The organism is Serratia proteamaculans (assembly GCF_013337185.1).
In the GTDB taxonomy this organism is placed as follows: domain Bacteria; phylum Pseudomonadota; class Gammaproteobacteria; order Enterobacterales; family Enterobacteriaceae; genus Serratia; species Serratia proteamaculans_D.
Genome location: NZ_SWDE01000004.1, coordinates 127,963 through 144,655 on the forward strand (window position 1 = coordinate 127,963; position 16,693 = coordinate 144,655).

General features: G+C 53.2%; 21 protein-coding genes. 16 read left to right on the forward strand and 5 right to left on the reverse strand.

What is annotated here, in order from left to right; genetic code table 11:
- The first annotated feature begins 226 nt into the window (after positions 1-226).
- Positions 227-1,570 carry a HEAT repeat domain-containing protein gene (locus FCL49_RS16735; RefSeq protein WP_174354425.1) on the forward strand — a complete coding sequence of 448 codons (1,344 nt, stop codon included), beginning with the start codon at positions 227-229 and terminating at the stop codon, positions 1,568-1,570.
- A gap of 136 nt (positions 1,571-1,706) precedes the next feature.
- Here FCL49_RS16735 and uriH read toward each other — a convergent pair whose 3' ends face one another.
- Entirely contained in the window at positions 1,707-2,651 is a 945-nt protein-coding gene (gene uriH / locus FCL49_RS16740) for a nucleoside hydrolase (RefSeq protein ID WP_174354426.1), read from the reverse strand.
- Between the two features lie 212 nt (positions 2,652-2,863).
- Between uriH and FCL49_RS16745 the strand changes: the two genes are divergently transcribed.
- Positions 2,864-3,151 (forward strand): zinc ribbon domain-containing protein, encoded by a 288-nt coding sequence (locus FCL49_RS16745; RefSeq protein ID WP_174354427.1) that lies wholly within the window; start codon positions 2,864-2,866, stop codon positions 3,149-3,151.
- Entirely contained in the window at positions 3,148-3,525 is a 378-nt protein-coding gene (locus FCL49_RS16750; RefSeq protein ID WP_174354428.1) for a hypothetical protein, read from the forward strand. The genes FCL49_RS16745 and FCL49_RS16750 overlap by 4 nt, the downstream gene beginning before the upstream one ends.
- Here the strand turns inward: FCL49_RS16750 and aaeR are convergent.
- Positions 3,488-4,399, reverse strand: a complete 912-nt coding sequence (gene aaeR, locus FCL49_RS16755; RefSeq protein WP_174354429.1) for an HTH-type transcriptional activator AaeR — start codon at positions 4,397-4,399, stop codon at positions 3,488-3,490. The two genes, FCL49_RS16750 and aaeR, sit on opposite strands and share 38 nt — an antisense overlap.
- A gap of 308 nt (positions 4,400-4,707) precedes the next feature.
- Between aaeR and aaeX the strand changes: the two genes are divergently transcribed.
- The 5 genes from aaeX (at position 4,708) to FCL49_RS16780 (ending at position 8,820) form a co-directional block, all read left to right on the forward strand.
- Complete coding sequence (gene aaeX, locus FCL49_RS16760; protein ID WP_012147087.1) at positions 4,708-4,911, forward strand: p-hydroxybenzoic acid efflux pump operon protein AaeX; 204 nt, start codon at positions 4,708-4,710, stop codon at positions 4,909-4,911.
- 7 nt (positions 4,912-4,918) lie between these two features.
- Complete coding sequence (aaeA, locus tag FCL49_RS16765) at positions 4,919-5,854, forward strand: p-hydroxybenzoic acid efflux pump subunit AaeA (RefSeq protein ID WP_135318193.1); 936 nt, start codon at positions 4,919-4,921, stop codon at positions 5,852-5,854.
- Complete coding sequence (aaeB, locus tag FCL49_RS16770) at positions 5,854-7,821, forward strand: p-hydroxybenzoic acid efflux pump subunit AaeB (RefSeq protein WP_174354430.1); 1,968 nt, start codon at positions 5,854-5,856, stop codon at positions 7,819-7,821. The genes aaeA and aaeB overlap by 1 nt, the downstream gene beginning before the upstream one ends.
- A gap of 244 nt (positions 7,822-8,065) precedes the next feature.
- Positions 8,066-8,515: a ribonuclease gene (locus FCL49_RS16775; RefSeq protein WP_153858864.1), complete on the forward strand. Its 450-nt coding sequence runs from the start codon at positions 8,066-8,068 to the stop codon at positions 8,513-8,515.
- Positions 8,516-8,520: 5 nt separating this feature from the next.
- On the forward strand, positions 8,521-8,820 hold the full coding sequence (locus tag FCL49_RS16780) for a barstar family protein (RefSeq protein WP_174354431.1): 300 nt from the start codon (positions 8,521-8,523) through the stop codon (positions 8,818-8,820).
- 30 nt (positions 8,821-8,850) lie between these two features.
- On the opposite strand, the gene yjgA is transcribed toward FCL49_RS16780, so the two are convergent.
- Complete coding sequence (gene yjgA, locus FCL49_RS16785; RefSeq protein ID WP_012147082.1) at positions 8,851-9,399, reverse strand: ribosome biogenesis factor YjgA; 549 nt, start codon at positions 9,397-9,399, stop codon at positions 8,851-8,853.
- Between the two features lie 177 nt (positions 9,400-9,576).
- Between yjgA and pmbA the strand changes: the two genes are divergently transcribed.
- Positions 9,577-10,917, forward strand: coding sequence for a metalloprotease PmbA (gene pmbA / locus FCL49_RS16790; protein ID WP_153858866.1), 1,341 nt, complete (start codon positions 9,577-9,579; stop codon positions 10,915-10,917).
- Positions 10,918-11,193: 276 nt separating this feature from the next.
- Complete coding sequence (cybC, locus tag FCL49_RS16795) at positions 11,194-11,580, forward strand: cytochrome b562 (protein ID WP_174354432.1); 387 nt, start codon at positions 11,194-11,196, stop codon at positions 11,578-11,580.
- Here cybC and FCL49_RS16800 read toward each other — a convergent pair.
- Entirely contained in the window at positions 11,577-12,362 is a 786-nt protein-coding gene (locus FCL49_RS16800; RefSeq protein WP_174354433.1) for an AraC family transcriptional regulator, read from the reverse strand. The two genes, cybC and FCL49_RS16800, sit on opposite strands and share 4 nt — an antisense overlap.
- 123 nt (positions 12,363-12,485) lie before the next feature.
- On the opposite strand from FCL49_RS16800, the gene FCL49_RS16805 reads away from it, so the two are divergent.
- On the forward strand, positions 12,486-13,274 hold the full coding sequence (locus FCL49_RS16805) for a sulfite exporter TauE/SafE family protein (protein ID WP_174354434.1): 789 nt from the start codon (positions 12,486-12,488) through the stop codon (positions 13,272-13,274).
- Between the two features lie 39 nt (positions 13,275-13,313).
- Here FCL49_RS16805 and rnk read toward each other — a convergent pair whose 3' ends face one another.
- Positions 13,314-13,724 (reverse strand): nucleoside diphosphate kinase regulator, encoded by a 411-nt coding sequence (gene rnk / locus FCL49_RS16810; RefSeq protein WP_174354435.1) that lies wholly within the window; start codon positions 13,722-13,724, stop codon positions 13,314-13,316.
- 425 nt (positions 13,725-14,149) lie between these two features.
- Here rnk and FCL49_RS16815 point away from each other — a divergent pair, with 425 nt between their 5' ends.
- Genes FCL49_RS16815 through FCL49_RS16835 form a run of 5 tightly spaced genes read left to right on the forward strand, consistent with a single transcriptional unit; the run spans position 14,150 to position 16,662 of the window.
- Complete coding sequence (locus FCL49_RS16815; protein ID WP_167519928.1) at positions 14,150-14,497, forward strand: glycine dehydrogenase; 348 nt, start codon at positions 14,150-14,152, stop codon at positions 14,495-14,497.
- Positions 14,498-14,531: 34 nt separating this feature from the next.
- Positions 14,532-14,897, forward strand: a complete 366-nt coding sequence (locus tag FCL49_RS16820; protein WP_012147075.1) for a glycine-rich SFCGS family protein — start codon at positions 14,532-14,534, stop codon at positions 14,895-14,897.
- Positions 14,897-15,193 carry a DUF4312 family protein gene (locus tag FCL49_RS16825; RefSeq protein ID WP_061807823.1) on the forward strand — a complete coding sequence of 99 codons (297 nt, stop codon included), beginning with the start codon at positions 14,897-14,899 and terminating at the stop codon, positions 15,191-15,193. Before FCL49_RS16820 ends, FCL49_RS16825 begins: the two co-directional genes overlap by 1 nt.
- 30 nt (positions 15,194-15,223) lie before the next feature.
- Positions 15,224-16,000, forward strand: a complete 777-nt coding sequence (locus tag FCL49_RS16830) for a DUF4311 domain-containing protein (protein ID WP_012147073.1) — start codon at positions 15,224-15,226, stop codon at positions 15,998-16,000.
- A gap of 11 nt (positions 16,001-16,011) precedes the next feature.
- Positions 16,012-16,662 (forward strand): DUF4310 family protein, encoded by a 651-nt coding sequence (locus FCL49_RS16835; protein WP_037416299.1) that lies wholly within the window; start codon positions 16,012-16,014, stop codon positions 16,660-16,662.
- Positions 16,663-16,693: the final 31 nt, after the last annotated feature.

The following is a 16,693-nucleotide window of genomic DNA, read 5'->3' on the forward strand; positions in this document are numbered from 1 at the left end:
TGCACTGTGGTGACCGCCACTGCGGATAAAAACCGCCTCGATACCACCGGTACCCTGGGCTTCAGCGAGATCCATAAGCAAGGCGATATCTATGGGCTGGAGGCGGCGAAGTATAAGTGCGAAAATGAAATGTTTAAGTTACGTCGATGCAATGTTCCTTGTAGTATTAAGAAGTGGAATTTTGTGAAAATAATTGGATTTTTATTACCATGGTAGGTAAAAATAAATGGCTTCAGAATATTTTTTATATATTAAGTTGGAAAAGTTGTTAGCAGAACAGAAAAATTACTTTTGGTCTAAGAATAATTATAAATTATATAGTACAGGACATCTGAAAGAGTTGACTAGGCACTATAATGGACATATACGAGAAATAGCTGTTTTATGCCTTGGTTTAATTCGTGATGTTTCTGCCTTGCCTGAGCTTATTAATCGTACAAATGATTGGGCAGAGCCAGTGCGAAAATCAGCAAGGCAGAGTATTGAAAGGTTGCTGGTGAGTACTAACTCCGCCGAGTTTGTTAAATGTCTACCGCATCTAATTTGGCTATTAGAATGTCAACGCGATGATCATAGTATATTTGTTTTTAAAATCATGGATTTTTTATCTAGTGAAGAAAATAAATATGCTTTACTGAATGGTTTATCTTCACCTGATAAAATCGTTGCTGAAAGATCATTGTGTATGTTAGTAGATAAAAGTCTATTTTCGCTTGATGTTATTTTTGAGCAAGCTATGTTACATCCCAATCCTATTGTTAGAATGAGAGCAACTGAATATAAATTGGATAGTGGTTGTGATAATAAAGAAAATCATATCAGAGTTATGCTCATTGACTCCTTCTCTCCTATAAAACAGTTTGTCTTGCAATACATGATTAATAATATGGTGAGAGTGCCTGAAGATCTCTGTTTTAGATTACTACTTGATAAAAACTCTCTTGTACGTTCAAGGATACATAAACTAATTGCGAGAAATCAATTTGATATAATCTCTTTCTATCTTGATGTTTTTAATAATTCATCAAATAGTGTAGCAAAGAGGAAGGTTGCACTTTGTGCACTGAACGAGCATCGATATGAAAAAATCATAGAGATTACAGAAAGTAATTTAGAACCAAATTTTATTGGTATTTATATGACATCATTAAAGATTATAGCTCAACATAAAGGAGATGATGCAAGTGGCTTATTATTTGACTCAATGAGCCATCCGCTTGTTGGGATTGTGAAACTATCCTTGAAGTTGATTCTGAAAGAGAAAATAGTCTTTAACCTCATGGATGTACAAAGATTGTTAGATAAATCACCATCACCGTCACACATACCTATTTATTATTCTATGGCTCGTAGTTTAAATAAATGGGATAACTTGATTTTAATTCTTGATAATATAAATATAAATAAAAATGATATTGATTTCACTAAAATACAAATAAATTACTGGGGTGAAAGTTATAATTTTTCTGGTGTTTCACCTTCATATTCACAAAAAATTAAGTTAAAAACTCTTGTCGAGAACATAAATATTCCATTAGTAACTAATAGAGTCTTGTTTTTTTTGGATTAATACTAAACCTGATTATAGTATGATTTATTTTAGTATTAAGCTATTTAGTTTCTCCTCCGCGATAAAACTAGGCCGGGCGGCAATCCAAAAGCACCCGGCCTGTCGCCTTACTATTACCTGTCATATAAGCCGCAGCTTAAACCTTCACGTCCCCAATCCTCTCCAGTGCATCTACCACCAAATCCCAAAACTTATCCTGATCCAGTTTTACTGCCACCTGAGTGTGGCAGTCGGGCGGCGGCGCGGCGCGGAAGTCGGCCACCGTCATTCCCAGCGTCAGGGTGCCGGTCAGTTCGATATCCACCGGGACTTTACGAACAGTCATCACTTCGGGGTCAATCACATAAGCCACCGCGCAAGGATCGTGTACCGGTGGGGCGCTAAAGCCCTGCGCCTGTTGATACATCTTGCCAAAGAACTCAAGCAGTTCGCCGACAAACCTGGCCGGTCCGGTTTGGATAGCGGCAATGTGGGCACAGACTTCTGGCGTGGCGAGCGCCTGATGGGTCAGATCCAGCCCGACCATGGTTAGCGGCCACTTTTCATTGAATACGATGTGTGCGGCTTCCGGATCGATCTTGATATTAAATTCGGCCACCGCGCTCCAGTTGCCCACGTGGTAGCCGCCGCCCATCAGCACCACTTCCTTCACCCGGTCGGCAATGCGTGGTTCTTTGCGCACGGCCATGGCGATGTTGGTCAGGCCACCGGTCGGTACCAGTGTCACGCTGCCCGGCGGGTGAGCCATGATGGTATTGATGATCAGATCAACCGCGTGGCAGGGTTCCAGCGCCAACGTTGGCTCCGGTAATACCGGGCCATCCAGGCCGGATTCGCCATGGATATCGGGTGCGACTTCTATCTGGCGTACCAGTGGCCGTGGGCAGCCGGCAGCAAAGGGTACACCGGTAATATTGGCGATGCGCGCGACGGCCAGCGCATTGCGGGTGACCTTATCCAGCGTTTGGTTGCCCACCACGGTGGTCACGGCCAGCAGATCGATCTGCGGGTTACCCCAGGCCAGCAGCATGGCGATCGCATCGTCATGTCCCGGATCGCAGTCCAGTATGATTTTTTTCATTTTTATTTATTCCTGATGCAGGGAGAGGTCAGCGCAGCATAGCGCACCGCTAGCAGGCGGGGTAATGACCGATAATGCTTTTTGTTAACCACATCAAAGCGTTGCTAATCTTACGGTGTAATTAAACGTAAATCTCCCTCGCCGCACTTTACCCTGGAGTTTACTCCAGGGTTTATTCTGTCACCTAGCGTAAAGCACAGAGGAGAAGCGCGATGAGCCTGTTGAAAAAACTCTTGGGGCAAGGCGATTTTGGTGGTGGGCATCAACGCTCAGGGCATCGCAGTGGCCACCATGGCAACCGCTATAACCAGCACGGCGATCAGGGGCCGCAATGCCTGCAATGCCAGGCACCCAACAAGCCAGGTGCCCGTTATTGCCATCGTTGCGGCCAGCCTTTTGAGACGGCGGCGGCACAATGCAGCGGATGTTCCGCCCCCTTGCCGCCAGGCAGCCGTTTTTGTCAGCAATGCGGCAAGGCCGCTAACGGGGGGCAACCATGACAAAACGTGGATGGAGTGTGGCAGTGCTGTTGGCGGCAATGGCGGTATGGACGCTGCTGGCCTGGGGTGTCTCTGGCGTATTGGGCTGGTTGCCCGCGCTAACGGGGTTGGCGCAGAGCGGCTCGGCACAGTTGGCACCGCAGCTCACCGGGGTGCTCAGCCTGGTGCCACAGGCGCTATTGGATACTTGGCTGCCGCAGTTGCAGCAACTGGGGAACTGGCTGGCGGGGTCTTTCCCACTGCTGCTCACCTGGGTGAAGTACGCCGTCTGGTTAATCTGGGGGCTGGGCATGCTGGCATTACTGGTGCTTGGCGCCTTGGCGCGTCGTGTGCTACTCAGCGATAGCCCTGATAGACTTCCCCCACGCGTTTAAAGTACTCGGTCAGGTAATTGATACACACCTGTACCTTGAGCGGCAGCTTATCTTTCTCGGTGTACACCGCGTACACCGGGCGAGGATCCGAATGGTAGTTTTTGAACAGGATCTCGATCTCTCCGCGTTTGATCTCCTCGATCACCCACATCAACGGCGCATAGGCGATACCGGCTCCGGCTTTCAACCAGCGGATCATGGTCTGTGAATCGTTGGTGACGAAGCGCCCCTGCGGCGCGATGCGCGTGCTGATGCCTTCTGGCGCGATCAGCTCGAACTCGCTATCAGGCCGCACGCTGTATTCCAGCCAGGAAAAATTGACCATATCGCTTGGTTTTAGTGGCGTGCCGTGTTGGCTGAGATAGCTTTTGGCGGCGCACACCACCATCGGCATTGAGCCCAGGCGTTTGGAGAACAGGCTGGAATCCTGCAGCGCACCGGTGCGGATCACCACATCCAGCCCGTCGGCGATCAGATCCGGTGCCGGGATACCGGTCACCAGGTTCACCGTCAGGCCGGGGTACTCTTTGAGCATATCTGCGGTCATGGTTGCCAGCATGTTTTGTGCCATGGTGGATGAGCTACCAATGCGCAGCGTACCGGTCGGCGTATTGTTAAAAGCGTACAGCTGCTCATGCACTTCGCTGACTTCCAGCAGCATGCGGCGACAGCCCTGATAATAGATTTTTCCGGCTTCCGTCAGGCCAATGCTGCGCGTGCTGCGGTTGAGCAGCTTGACCTGCAGCTCATTCTCCAGTTTGGAGACGGTCTGGCTGATAGATGAAACGCTCATATCCAACTGGCGCGCTGCCGCAGTAAATGACCCGCATTCAACCACTTTGGCGAATACCGACATCCGTTTTAGTCTTTCCATTATTCACTCTGGCTTAAAAGTGATTTAGATCACAGATTGTTGATGACTTGATAGTAAGCACGCTAATATAAACAGGTCGGGTGAAAAGACCTTACTAACGCGCGAGTGCGATCGGCAGCGCCATGGTGGCCGATCCCTCCGGTATCCTCGCAGTCCCTATCGCGGATGTACGCTCCAGAGTTTACTCTTATTTCAGGTTCCTGACCTGTCTGGGCCTGAATTTGTGGTGCGTGTCCGCTAAAATGTAAAGAGAATGTGAATGGATATAGGTCTCAAAGCCCGGTGCAGTGAACAATAAGGAAAAATTGATGAGTTTGCTTCCGGTTATGGTCATTTTCGGACTGTCGTTTCCCCCGATATTTTTTGAGTTGCTGCTCTCGCTGGCGCTGTTTTTTTTGCTGCGTCGCCTGCTGCAACCCACCGGGATTTACGATTTTGTCTGGCATCCAGCGCTGTTTAATACCGCGCTGTACTGCTGTTTGTTCTATCTGATTACCTGTCTTTTCGTTTGAGGTCGCTGTGAAAAATTTTTCAATAAAAATAGCCCGGATCGCGATCACTCTGATTCTGGTCCTGCTGGGGATCGTCGCCATATTCAAGGCCTGGGTGTTCTACACCGAATCCCCCTGGACGCGTGACGCCAAGTTTACCGCCGACGTGGTGGCGATCGCCCCGGACGTCACCGGTCTGTTGACCGATGTCCCTCTGGTAGATAACCAGCTGGTGAAGAAAGGGCAGGTGCTGCTGGTGATTGATCAGCCGCGCTACCAACAGGCCCTGGCGGAAGCCAATGCCGATGTCGCCTACTACCAAACGCTGGCGGCAGAAAAAAGACGTGAAGCCGGCCGCCGTGTGCGCCTCGGCGTGCAGGCGATGTCGCAGGAAGAGATCGATCAGGCGAATAACGTTTTGCAAACCGTAGAGCATCAGCTGGCGAAGGCCGTAGCGACCCGTGAATTGGCAAAATTGGATCTGGAACGCACCACGGTGCGCGCACCGGCCGACGGCTGGATCACCAACCTGAACGTACACGCCGGTGAATACATCACCCGGGGTTCAGTCGCCGTAGCGCTGGTGAAGAAAAACAGTTTCTACATTCTGGCCTACCTGGAAGAAACCAAGCTCAATGGCCTGAACAAAGGCGACCGTGCGGAAATCACTCCGCTGGGTAGCAACCGCATTATGCATGGCACCGTCGATAGCGTGGCTGCCGCCGTCAACAACAGCAGCAGCACTGTGAACAGTAAAGGGCTGGCGTCGATCGACAGCAACCTGGAGTGGGTGCGTCTGGCGCAGCGCGTGCCGGTAAAAATCCTGCTGGATGACAAAGATCAATTGCACCCGTACCCGGCTGGCACCACCGCTACCGTGGTGATCACCGGCAAGAATGACCGCGCTACCGACAGCGGCTCACCTTTTGTTCGCTTGATGCATCGGCTGCGTGAGTTCGGTTAATGAATAACCCAACCTTTATCCGGCTGAGATTTGCCTTCAAGCTCAGCTTTGCGGTGGTGTTTGCGCTGTTCGTCGGCTTCCATCTCAATCTGGAAACCCCACGCTGGTCGGCGATGACCGCCGCCATCGTGGCCGCCGGTACGGCCTTTGCAGCGGGCGGCGAGCCTTTTTCCGGCGCTATTCGCCATCGCGGTTGGCTGCGTATTATCGGCACATTTATCGGCTGCTTTGTCGGCATAGCGATTATCGTTACTACGGCGCGTGCACCGGTGGTGATGTTGCTGCTGTGCTGTATCTGGGCCGGTTTTTGTACCTGGCTTTCCTCTCTGGTTAAAGTTGAAAACTCCTATGCCTGGGGCCTGGCGGGTTATACCGCGCTGATCATTATTGTCACCGTTGCCAGCAGTGAAGCGCATCTGCTGGAAGCGCCGCAGTTCGCCATTGAGCGCTGCAGCGAGATCGTGCTGGGGATCGTCAGCGCCGTGCTGGCAGACTTGCTGTTCTCGCCGCGTTCAATCAAGCAGGATATCGACCGGGCGGTGGATAAACTGCTGGTGGATCAGTACCTGTTGATGCAGATGTGCATCAGCAATGCCGAAAAAGAAGATATCGACCGCGCCTGGAGTAATTTGGTGAAGAGCACCACTGCGCTGAACGGCATGCGCAGCAACCTGATGATGGAGTCATCACGCTGGCAAAAGGCGAATCGCCGCATTCTGGCGCTGCATACGCTTTCGCTAACCTTGATTACCCAGGCCTGCGAGACCTATTTAATCCTGTTGAACCACCCGGATGCGCTGAAAGAAAACGTTCGCGAGTTGCTGATGGTACCGGCCCAAACGCCGCAGGAAATCCATAAACGCATGAAGTTATTGCGGCAGGTGCTGACCACCAACCGTACCGACGAGACATTAGTAACCATCACCAGTTGGGTGGGGGCGGCGACTCGCTACCTGCTGCTGGCCAAAGGCGTACACACCAACAGCAGCATCAGTTCGGTAGAAGAAGGGGTGTTGAGCAGTGAGGTGGTGGTTAAACCGACCTCTGCGGAAAGACACCACGCGTTGATTAACGGTCTGCGCACTTTTGTGGCGACGGCCTTTGGCAGCCTGCTGTGGCTGTGGACCGGCTGGACCTCCGGCAGCGGCTTTATGGTGATCATTGCGGTGATCACCTCCCTGGCGATGCGCACCCCGGCACCGCGCATGGTGGCGATGGACTTTATTCTGGGCATGCTGGCGGCGATCCCGGTCGGCTCACTTTACTTTATGGTGATCCTGCCGGCGACTCAGCAAAGTATTTTACTGCTGTGCCTCAGTCTGGGCCTGCTGGCGTTTTTCATCGGTATCGAAGTGCAGAAACGGCGGTTGGGCTCGCTCGGCCTGCTGGCGGGGACCATCAATATTCTGGTACTGAGCAACCCGATGGAGTTCAACGTCACGCAGTTCCTCGATGGCGCACTCGGCCAGTTCCTCGGCAGCTGTGTGGGCCTGATGGTGCTGCTGCTGATCCGCGATAACTCGCGTGAACGTACCGGTCGCACCTTGCTGAACCAGTTTGTCGGCAGCGCGGTATCGGCACTGACCACCAAGGCTTCACGCCGTCAGCAAAACCACCTGCCTGCGCTGTATCAGCAGTTGAACCAACTGCTGATGATGTTCCCGAACGATATTGCCAAGTACCGCTTGGCGCTGAACCTGATCATCGCTCACCAGCGTATGCAGCGAGCTGAGATCCCGGTCAGCGAGGAGCTTTCGGCTTTCCATAAGCAGATCCGCAATACCGCCGACCACATGGTCTCGGCGAAAAACGACGTAAAACGTGCTTATTATTACGACCGGCTGTTGAGCGAAATGAACGATTATCAGCAGAAACTGGTGGATTATCAGGCCCCGCTCAGCGTCACCGGGCCGGTAAAACGTCTGGCCGACATGCTGTATCGCTATCGCCACGCCCTGATTGACTGATACCTCAAATACCCTTGCCGGGGCTATACTTGCCTGAGATAGCCCCGTTTCAGAGTTGCACTGAGTGCCTGACCGGCTGCAAAATGGCATGATTAGCTTGAACGGGTGATGCAAAGTTGTTCGGCGCGCTTTCCCTGAAGTGAAAACGTTACATGCCAGTCATCTCTGCTTCATCCTTTTCATCTATAAATCCAACCAGCATGGGTGCTGATGCACCCCTGTCGGCCATAAATCAGGGACAGCAATGAACAAGCGGATCCTCGTGGCGATCGTTATCGCCGTAGTGATAGCCGGTTTTAATGCACTGCGCAGTAACGATCGGGTGATTGCCAACGTACCGGCGGTGGCCGAAGGTCAGAGTATTGACCAACTGACGCAGCAGCAAAGGGTGGTGAGCTATCTGCAGCAGCACCAGCGGCTGCCGGACTATTACATCACCAAGAAGCAGGCGCGTGAACAGGGATGGGATGCACGTAACGGCAATCTGTGTTCGGTGTTGCCGGGCAAAGCGATTGGCGGCGATCGTTTCTCAAACCGTGAAGGGCAACTGCCCACGGCCCGCAGTCGGGTCTGGCATGAGGCGGATATCAATTATCAATGCGGGCGGCGCGGCGCCGATCGCTTGCTGTATTCCAGCGATGGCCTGATTTTTGTCACGCGTGACCATTATAAAAACTTCATTCGGGTGGAGTGAGCTTGATGGCAAAAGTAGAGTTCGATTTTAATCAGATTAACGATTTGCCGACTTTTTACCGCGACTTCGCGCATAAGTTTGCGCTGGATGAGGCCTTTGGTGCCAATCTGGACGCATTGTGGGACGTGGTGACTGCGGACATCGGTTTGCCGGTGGAGATAGAATTCACCCATCTCAATGCCCGTAGCAAACGTCGCTTTGGCGCGATTATCCTGTTGTTCGAAGAGGCGGAGGAAGAGCTGGAAGGCAACCTGCGTTTCAATATCCGTGAAAGCACTGGTGAACCTGCACATCACCGGGGATGAACTGGGTTCATCCCGTGGTGACGGCGGCGATCATTCGGCGGTCTCGGCCAGATCGCGCAGGTACTGGAAGATTTGACGGTAGGCTTTCGGCGGCTTGTTAGCGGCTTTCTCTTTCTGGGCGTTACGCACCAGTGAGCGCAGCTGCTGGCGATCGGCTTCCGGATACAGCGCCAAAATCGGCGGGATCGCGTCATCACCTTCTTCGACCAGGCGGTCACGTAATGCTTCCAGCTTGTGGAACAGCGAAACCTGTTGGTTATGGCGGTTCTTCAGCTTGTCGAGCGCGGTTTGAATCGGCTCTACGTCGCGGGCGCGCAACATCTTGCCAATCAGCTGCAGCTGACGGCGGCGACCTTCTTTTTTGATCTTCTGCGCCAGGTCAATCGCAGCGCGCAAATCTTCATCCAGCGGGATGCGTTCCAGCGCGTTCTTGCCCAACTCGACCAGTTCAACACCCAGGTCTTTCAGCGCTTCGGCATCACGTTTAATTTCACTTTTACTGACCCAGATAATCTCGTCATCTTCCTCGTCAATGTTCTCCGGGACATCGTCGAGCCAGTCTTCAGGCTGTTTGTTCATGGTAGGCTCCGTTAAAAAGAGGCTAATCCTAACAGGTTGCCGGCTTTATGCGAAATTCCACGCGGTTCCTGTTAGACTCAAACGTATAAATCTCATGATTTTTGCGCGTGACTCCGCGCGCAACCACGCCGCCACGGCACTTTTCTCAACGATTTTCTGATTAAGTATGGCAGATTGATGAAAGTAGTCACTCAAGTTGCACAGCAGCGCAAGGCGCTGGAACAGGCCGTCTCACAGGCTTTGGAACTGGCGCGTGCCGGTTCTGATGCGGCAGAAGTTGCCGTGACCAAATCTACCGGTATCAGCGTCAGCACCCGCTTTGGCGAGGTGGAGAACGTTGAATTCAACAGCGATGGCGCGTTGGGTATTACCGTCTATCACCAGCAACGTAAAGGCAGTGCTTCATCTACCGATCTCAGCCCGGACGCTATTGCTCGCACCGTGCAGGCGGCGCTGGATATCGCCCGTTATACCTCGGTGGATCCTCACGCCGGCCCGGCGGAGAAAGACCTGCTGGCATTTGACGCGCCGGATTTGGATCTGTTCCACCCGGCAGAGCTGGATGCCGACCGCGGTATCGAGCTGGCTGCCCGCGCCGAACAGGCGTCTCTGGCGGCGGACAAGCGCATCACCAATACCGAAGGCGGCAGTTTCAACAGCCACTACGGCATCAAAGTGTTCGGCAACAGCCACGGTATGTTGCAAAGCTATTGTTCCAGCCGACATTCGTTGTCGAGCTGTGTGATCGCCGAGCAAGGAGGTGATATGGAGCGTGATTACGCCTATACCATCGGCCGTGCGATGAGCGATCTGGAAAGCCCTGAATGGGTGGGTCAGGAATGTGCCCGTCGCACCTTGTCACGCCTGTCTCCGCGCAAGCTGTCGACCATGACTGCTCCTGTGCTGTTTGCTTCTGAAGTGGCGACCGGCCTGTTCGGTCACCTGGTTGGTGCTATCAGCGGCAGCAGCGTTTACCGTAAATCGACCTTCCTGCTGGATTCGCTGGGCAAGCAAATCCTGCCGGAGTGGCTGACCATCGAAGAGCATCCGCATCTGCTGAAAGGGCTGGCTTCCACGCCGTTCGACAGCGAGGGCGTGCGTACTCAACGGCGTGATATTGTCAAAGACGGCGTGCTGCAAACCTGGCTGATGACCAGCTATGCGGCGCGTAAGCTCGGCATGCACAGCACCGGCCATGCGGGCGGCATCCATAACTGGCGTATTGCCGGGCAGGGTAATGACTTTGCCGGCATGTTGAAACAGTTGGGGACCGGCCTGGTGGTCACCGAACTGATGGGCCAGGGCGTCAGCGGTATTACCGGTGACTACTCGCGCGGCGCGGCTGGTTTCTGGGTGGAAAATGGTGAGATCCAATATCCGGTCAGCGAGGTAACCATCGCCGGTAACCTGAAAGATATGCTGCGCAATATCGTCAGCGTGGGCAGCGATATCGAAACCCGCAGCAATATCCAGTGTGGTTCCGTGTTGTTGCCGGACATGAAAATCGCCGGTCAGTAAATCTGCTTACGGCTGGCCGCTCCGGTTGCCAGCCGCATCACTCTCCCTTCCCCGTTTTAACCTTGCTTACAAATCTTCGGTTTCGGTTTTCAGCCCTCTTGCCTATGGTTAGGCTGGGTTAAATAAAACGATACCCGTCATCTTTCAAGCCGCAGCGTTGTTACCTGCACTCGCTCACCCCAGTTACTTACTCGAGTAAGCGCCAGGGGATGAGCGAGCTGGGCGCCTAGCTGCAACTTGAAAGCTATAGGGTATATAACTGGAAGGTGAGCAAGTATGTCGAACAAACTGAAAGCGCTGTTGGCGTTGGCATTATTGGGTGCCAGTTCACTGGCGGTCGCGGCCGATCTGGCCGACGATATGGATACCATCGCAGGCAATTACAAAAAGGTGCTGAGCACCGACTCTACCGATACCCTCAAACAAAGCTTGCAGAATATGCGTGCCGCGGCGGTGGATGCCAAGCAAAGCAAGCCGCCAAAAATGGAAGACAAGGCCAACGATAGCCCAGAGATAAAAGAATTCCACCACGGGCTGGATACGCTGATCGGCCAGATCGATCAGTCGCTGGCGTTGGCTAATCAGGGCAAGCTGGCCGAAGCCAAACAGGTCGCCCAGGGTTTCAAGCAAACCCGCGACACCAACCACAAAAAATTCCGCTAAGCCCTTTCGCGCCGTTCTGAGGCCAGATAACAGGACGGCGCCTGCCCCAGCACGCGGCGAAACATGGTTGCAAACGCCGCGCTGCTTTCATAGCCCATTTCCAGCGCCACCTGAGTCACACTGTTACCTTCGGCCAACCGGGCCAACGCCAATACCACGCAGGCCCGCTGACGCCATTGTGAAAATGACATGCCGGTTTGATCCCGGAAAAAGCGGCTGAAGCTGCGGATACTCATGTACAGGCGTTTCGCCCATGCCTGCGGTGAGTCGTGTGCGTCAGGTTGCTGCAGAAAGCCCTGGCACAGTTCCTCCAGGCGCCGGTCGGCAGGCAGTGGGATGTGCAGAGGCAGGGACTGCAGATGGGCAAGCTCATGCAACAACAGACTAACCAATGCGCCGTCACGGCCTTGCTGCTGATACTCCAGTGGCATATCGACCGCCGCCATCAATAGTTGGCGCAGCAGCGGTGTCACGCTAACCACCTGGCAAACCTGCGGCTGAGAGGCCGGCAGTGCCGTTGGCTCAATGTACAGGCTGCGGGTGGTGACGCCGACCATCCTCACCTCGTGCGGCATCTGTGGCGGCAACCACACGGCCCGCTGCGGGGGGACAAGCCAGTTCCCCTGGCGGGTAAAGACGTGCATGACACCGGTGGCGCCATACAACAGCTGAGCGCGTCGGTGGCTGTGCATCGGCAGCAGATAACCTGCGGGGTAGTCATTCCCGATGGCAATCACCGGTCTGGGTACCTGGTCGAGGTCATCAATACGTAGGTTACGCATAAAACCTGTTATTGAGCAGTTTGGCCGAAACGCAATGATAGTTGGCCTGTCATATGAAGCAAGCCAATAGCCATCGTTTTATTCTGCCTTCCGACATTTTTACTCAGGGGGGCACTTGAGGCTATGGCAGATATCATTCTCGTATTGTTAACCGGGTTTATTACCGGCATCACCACCATTTTGTTCGGTTTTGGCGGTGGGTTCGTAGTCGTTCCCTTTGTTTATCATCTGGTTGCGGCTTCGGGAGAACACACTGGTCAGGCGATGCATATCGCGGTAGCGACCTCGACGGCGGTAATGATCCTGAATTCGGGTTATGCCACCTTCACCCACTGGCGTAGCGGTAACCTGCTGCGTGAAACCATTGTTCCGTTGATTTATTTTATCGGCATTGGCGCTGCATTGGGGGCTTTTGCCTCCAGTTTGCTGGAGGACGCGGTAGTTCGGCTGCTGTTCGTTATTTATATGCTGGTGACAATCGCAGATTGCCTGTTCAGACAGGGCTTTTTAGTCAAGCCGGCTCGCGCGGTGCTGTCAAAGATGACCCTGTGGGTTGGTGGTCCGGTCATCGGGGTGATTGCTACCCTACTCGGCGTAGGGGGGAGCGTGCTGACCGTGCCTTTATTGCGTCGGCATGGCTACGAAATGAAGCATTGCGTCAGCGCGGCCAATCCGTTGTCGATCCCGGTCGCCGTCATTGGGGCATTGATGTATATCGGATTGGGCTGGAAGGAAATGAGCGGGCCGCAATACCTGGGTTATGTCAATCTCACCCTGCTGGGTATGTTGGTGGTGGCGGGTATTGTGGGGATAATGTTTGCCAAAAGATGGCTGCCGAAGGTCAACGACAGGTTGCATGCCAGAATTTATGTATTGCTGCTGATCCTGGTTTTGATCGCCATCAGTTTGTAAGACACAGAAAGGGCGGCAGGATACCGCCCTGATAACCGCTTAGCGGTGGTATTCACCCGCCGCTTCCGGCTGGTACAACAGTTCCAGCACTTCGATACGAGCTTCCTCACCGTTCGGCAACTGCCAGGTAATCTGGTTACCTATGTGCATGCCCAGCAGGGCTGCCCCCAAAGGTGCCATTACCGAAAGCTGTTCGTGGCTGTCCTTCAGCGAAGCCGGATAAACCAGCGTCCGCACGTGTTCTTCTGCAGTATGCAGATCGCGGAAACGCACGCGGCTGTTCATGGTCACCACGTTGGCTGGGATCTGGGACGGCGGCAGAATTTCGGCGCGATCCAGCTCGATGTTCAGCGCGGTAGCGACATCGGTGTTGGCAAAGGCCGGTTGTGCCAATAGCGCATCCAGGCGCTCCGCATCCAGCTCATTAATAGTAATGGTTGGTTTGGTCATTCTCCACTCTCCAGTCAAATCAAAGGGCGTCAGGTTACGCGCCCATAAATTCGGAAAAACAGCACAAAAGCAACACCCCCGCGCCAGAGGAGCGGGGGTGTTGTTGATGTCGAATTGTCTTACCGATAGTAGGCGGTTAGGCGGGGAAAAGAAAGAGATCCCGATCACGAAGCTTTTCACCACCGCTGGGCGAACTGGAAACAGTTTGTGGCGTTATCTTTTTGTAATTTAATTAAATTATCTGGCAAAAGCTTATTTTGCGAAATGGATCCCTGACGGTCACTGAATTTCCACTTCCAACTGGAAAAAAACAGGCTACACAGAAAATCTTCCCGGGGTTAGGGTAAAGGCATCAGAGAAGGCGGGTTATTCAGGTGATGCCGTGCAATTGACCGAATCATGTTTGGATCTAGGGGTACTGAAAAGTGAATGATGGATCTGTTGCGATAGAAAATAGTGAGCAACCCGATGTCAGCCTGGCCGGGACAATCACCGAACAGGTGCTGGCAGGTATTACCGAGATGCTAAACGCCGAGGGTATTTATACCAACGCGGTACAGCAACAGATGCTGGAGTCGCATATTCGTGCCATGGTGCTACGCTCAATAACCGGCGAGCCATTACCGGAAGTCGATAAATCACTGTTTGATGAAATTTCGGCGGAATCAATGCAAATGGCCGAGCGGGTAGTGGGGCAATTTGCCACTTTACCGATCGAAGAGGCTTATTTGCTTTCCGTCCATTTTGAAGTGGCGAAAGATAATAACCAATAGCAGTTAACGAATTAATTTAATCAGGAGAAATACCATGGGTCAGATTACCGTAGTGATTGGCGATCGTTTGGGTAAAGGTCAGAAAGTGGGTCAGGGCATTGAAAATGCAGGCGGAAAAGCCATTGTGATCCCTGGCGTGGCGGCGGATATGAAGCTGGGCGACGTAATGAAAGCGGAAGGTGCACAGCTGGGTATTTCTTTCTGCGGCAGCGGCGGTGCAGGGGCCATTACCGCTCAGACCAAATACGGCTACAAAGCCAAATACGGCATGCGCTCGATTGATGAAGGCGTGACGGCAATTAACGAAGGCTGCACCGTATTAGGCTTCGGTTTTATGGATAAAGAAGAGCTGGGGCAAAGGCTGGTTGAGGCCTACGTTAAAAAACACGGCAATCCGTAATGAAAGAACAATATACAACGTCGGTAAAGGTGGAGGGTAAGGGCGACAGCAAAGCGAAAGCTTTTGCTTCCGCCTTGGCCAACGTGCAGGGCGCGGTATTAAAATCCACCAGTAATATTCTGCTGCGTATTGAACCGCAGGATGTCAGCGTATTAAGAGCGGAAGAGAAAATAACAAAAGAAAAGTTTCTATTCTTCTTTCTGCCGCGCGAAAGAAAGAATTATTCCGTATCTCTGGAAATAACCGTGAACGTGACAATCATCAATACAGAAAAAGTTGTCTTCGTCACGAAATAAAAACGTTAGCATAAATCAAAGGGTATACTGATGTTTTTAATCATCTTATTTAAGTCGCTTATTATCGGCGGACTGGTGGGGGTTGGCGTAGGGGCCGGCGCCGCACGCATGTTCCATGCCCCAACCACTCAGGGCATGGGCGCTTTCCGTACCTTGGGCGAGCTGAACTCCTGCGAGGGCGATCCGGCTTCCCATTTCTCATTCGGTCTGGGCTTCTTCTTCAACGCCTGGGCGTCTTCCGTGGCGGCCGGGGCCTTCACGCAGGACGTTGACCACCGCATCATCCCACACTGGGGGGCGGCAGCGTTGATGGTCAAAAACCGCAACCTGGCGCAAACGCTGCACGACCCGAAAAAAATGGCTATCGCCTGCGGCATTATCGGCATGCTGGTGGTGGCTTTCCTCAACACCACCGCTTCTGCAGTGCCTGCTGCGCTGCAGGTCACGGCGATTAAAGTGTTGGTGCCGGCAGCTAACCTGCTGGTGAACACCGTGATGCCGGTGATCTTCTGGCTGGCGGCTATCGACGCCGGGCGTCGCTCCGGTTTCTGGGGCACCATCTTCGGCGGCCTGGCGCAGCTGATCATGGGCAACGCCGTACCGGGTCTGGTGCTGGGTATCCTGATCGGTAAAGGCGTGGAAGAGAGCGGCTGGAACAAAATCACCAAGATCATGATGGCCGTGATCGTGCTGTTGTTCGTGCTGAGCGGTTTCTTCCGCGGCTTCGACATGAAAGTCCTCGAGTCCTTCAGCCTCGGCGTGCCGGGCTGGCTGGATGCCATTCACAATACCCTGAGCGGTAAATAAGGAGCTGGATGATGGAAGAACAAACCCAAAAAGGCTTCTGGTATGCCGACTGGTCATTCCCGATTTTTGTTGGCCTGCTCTCGTCCGGCGTGTTCGCCGGGACGCACATGTACTACCTGTACGGCATCGGTGCCTTTAACGAAGTGGCCTTCGTTTCCATGCTGCGGGCTGGAATGGATACCGGCGTTTATGGTGCGGTGGCGGCATTTGGTGCCAGCTTCCTGTTTGCGCGCATCATCGAAGGCTCGCTGGTGGGGATCCTGGACATCGGTGGTGCAATCCAGACCGGTGTTGGCCTGGGAGTGCCGGCACTGTTGCTTGGGGCTGGCATTATCTTCCCGGTTGCCAACTTTGCCGCCTCGCTAATCACCGGCCTGGTGATAGGTCTGGCGATTGGCTACCTGATCATTCTGGCGCGTAAATTTACCATCAATCAGAGCAACTCCACCTACGGGGCGGACGTGATGATGGGCGCAGGTAACTCCTCCGGTCGTTTCCTGGGGCCGTTGATCATCCTGTCGGCGATGACCGCCTCGATTCCGATTGGTATTGGTTCACTGCTCGGCGCACTGCTGTTCTATATCTGGAATAAGCCAATCACTGGCGGGGCGATCCTCGGGGCGATGCTGTTAGGGGCTATTTTCCCGGTAGCCATCGCTTAAATGCCACTGTGATTGTTGGGGAGCGGCACGC

Coding starts and splice junctions, on each gene's coding strand:
- FCL49_RS16745 (WP_174354427.1), top strand. CDS start 2,864: ATGAGCCTGTTGAAAAAACTCTTGGGGCAAGGCGATTTTGGTGGTGGG.
- FCL49_RS16825 (WP_061807823.1), top strand. CDS start 14,897: ATGAAAGAACAATATACAACGTCGGTAAAGGTGGAGGGTAAGGGCGAC.
- pmbA (WP_153858866.1), top strand. CDS start 9,577: ATGAAAGTAGTCACTCAAGTTGCACAGCAGCGCAAGGCGCTGGAACAG.
- FCL49_RS16780 (WP_174354431.1), top strand. CDS start 8,521: ATGGCAAAAGTAGAGTTCGATTTTAATCAGATTAACGATTTGCCGACT.
- FCL49_RS16800 (WP_174354433.1), bottom strand. CDS start 12,362: ATGCGTAACCTACGTATTGATGACCTCGACCAGGTACCCAGACCGGTG.
- yjgA (WP_012147082.1), bottom strand. CDS start 9,399: ATGAACAAACAGCCTGAAGACTGGCTCGACGATGTCCCGGAGAACATT.
- FCL49_RS16735 (WP_174354425.1), top strand. CDS start 227: ATGGCTTCAGAATATTTTTTATATATTAAGTTGGAAAAGTTGTTAGCA.
- cybC (WP_174354432.1), top strand. CDS start 11,194: ATGTCGAACAAACTGAAAGCGCTGTTGGCGTTGGCATTATTGGGTGCC.
- aaeR (WP_174354429.1), bottom strand. CDS start 4,399: ATGGAAAGACTAAAACGGATGTCGGTATTCGCCAAAGTGGTTGAATGC.
- aaeX (WP_012147087.1), top strand. CDS start 4,708: ATGAGTTTGCTTCCGGTTATGGTCATTTTCGGACTGTCGTTTCCCCCG.
- aaeB (WP_174354430.1), top strand. CDS start 5,854: ATGAATAACCCAACCTTTATCCGGCTGAGATTTGCCTTCAAGCTCAGC.
- FCL49_RS16775 (WP_153858864.1), top strand. CDS start 8,066: ATGAACAAGCGGATCCTCGTGGCGATCGTTATCGCCGTAGTGATAGCC.
- uriH (WP_174354426.1), bottom strand. CDS start 2,651: ATGAAAAAAATCATACTGGACTGCGATCCGGGACATGACGATGCGATC.
- FCL49_RS16820 (WP_012147075.1), top strand. CDS start 14,532: ATGGGTCAGATTACCGTAGTGATTGGCGATCGTTTGGGTAAAGGTCAG.
- FCL49_RS16750 (WP_174354428.1), top strand. CDS start 3,148: ATGACAAAACGTGGATGGAGTGTGGCAGTGCTGTTGGCGGCAATGGCG.
- FCL49_RS16805 (WP_174354434.1), top strand. CDS start 12,486: ATGGCAGATATCATTCTCGTATTGTTAACCGGGTTTATTACCGGCATC.
- FCL49_RS16830 (WP_012147073.1), top strand. CDS start 15,224: ATGTTTTTAATCATCTTATTTAAGTCGCTTATTATCGGCGGACTGGTG.
- rnk (WP_174354435.1), bottom strand. CDS start 13,724: ATGACCAAACCAACCATTACTATTAATGAGCTGGATGCGGAGCGCCTG.
- FCL49_RS16835 (WP_037416299.1), top strand. CDS start 16,012: ATGGAAGAACAAACCCAAAAAGGCTTCTGGTATGCCGACTGGTCATTC.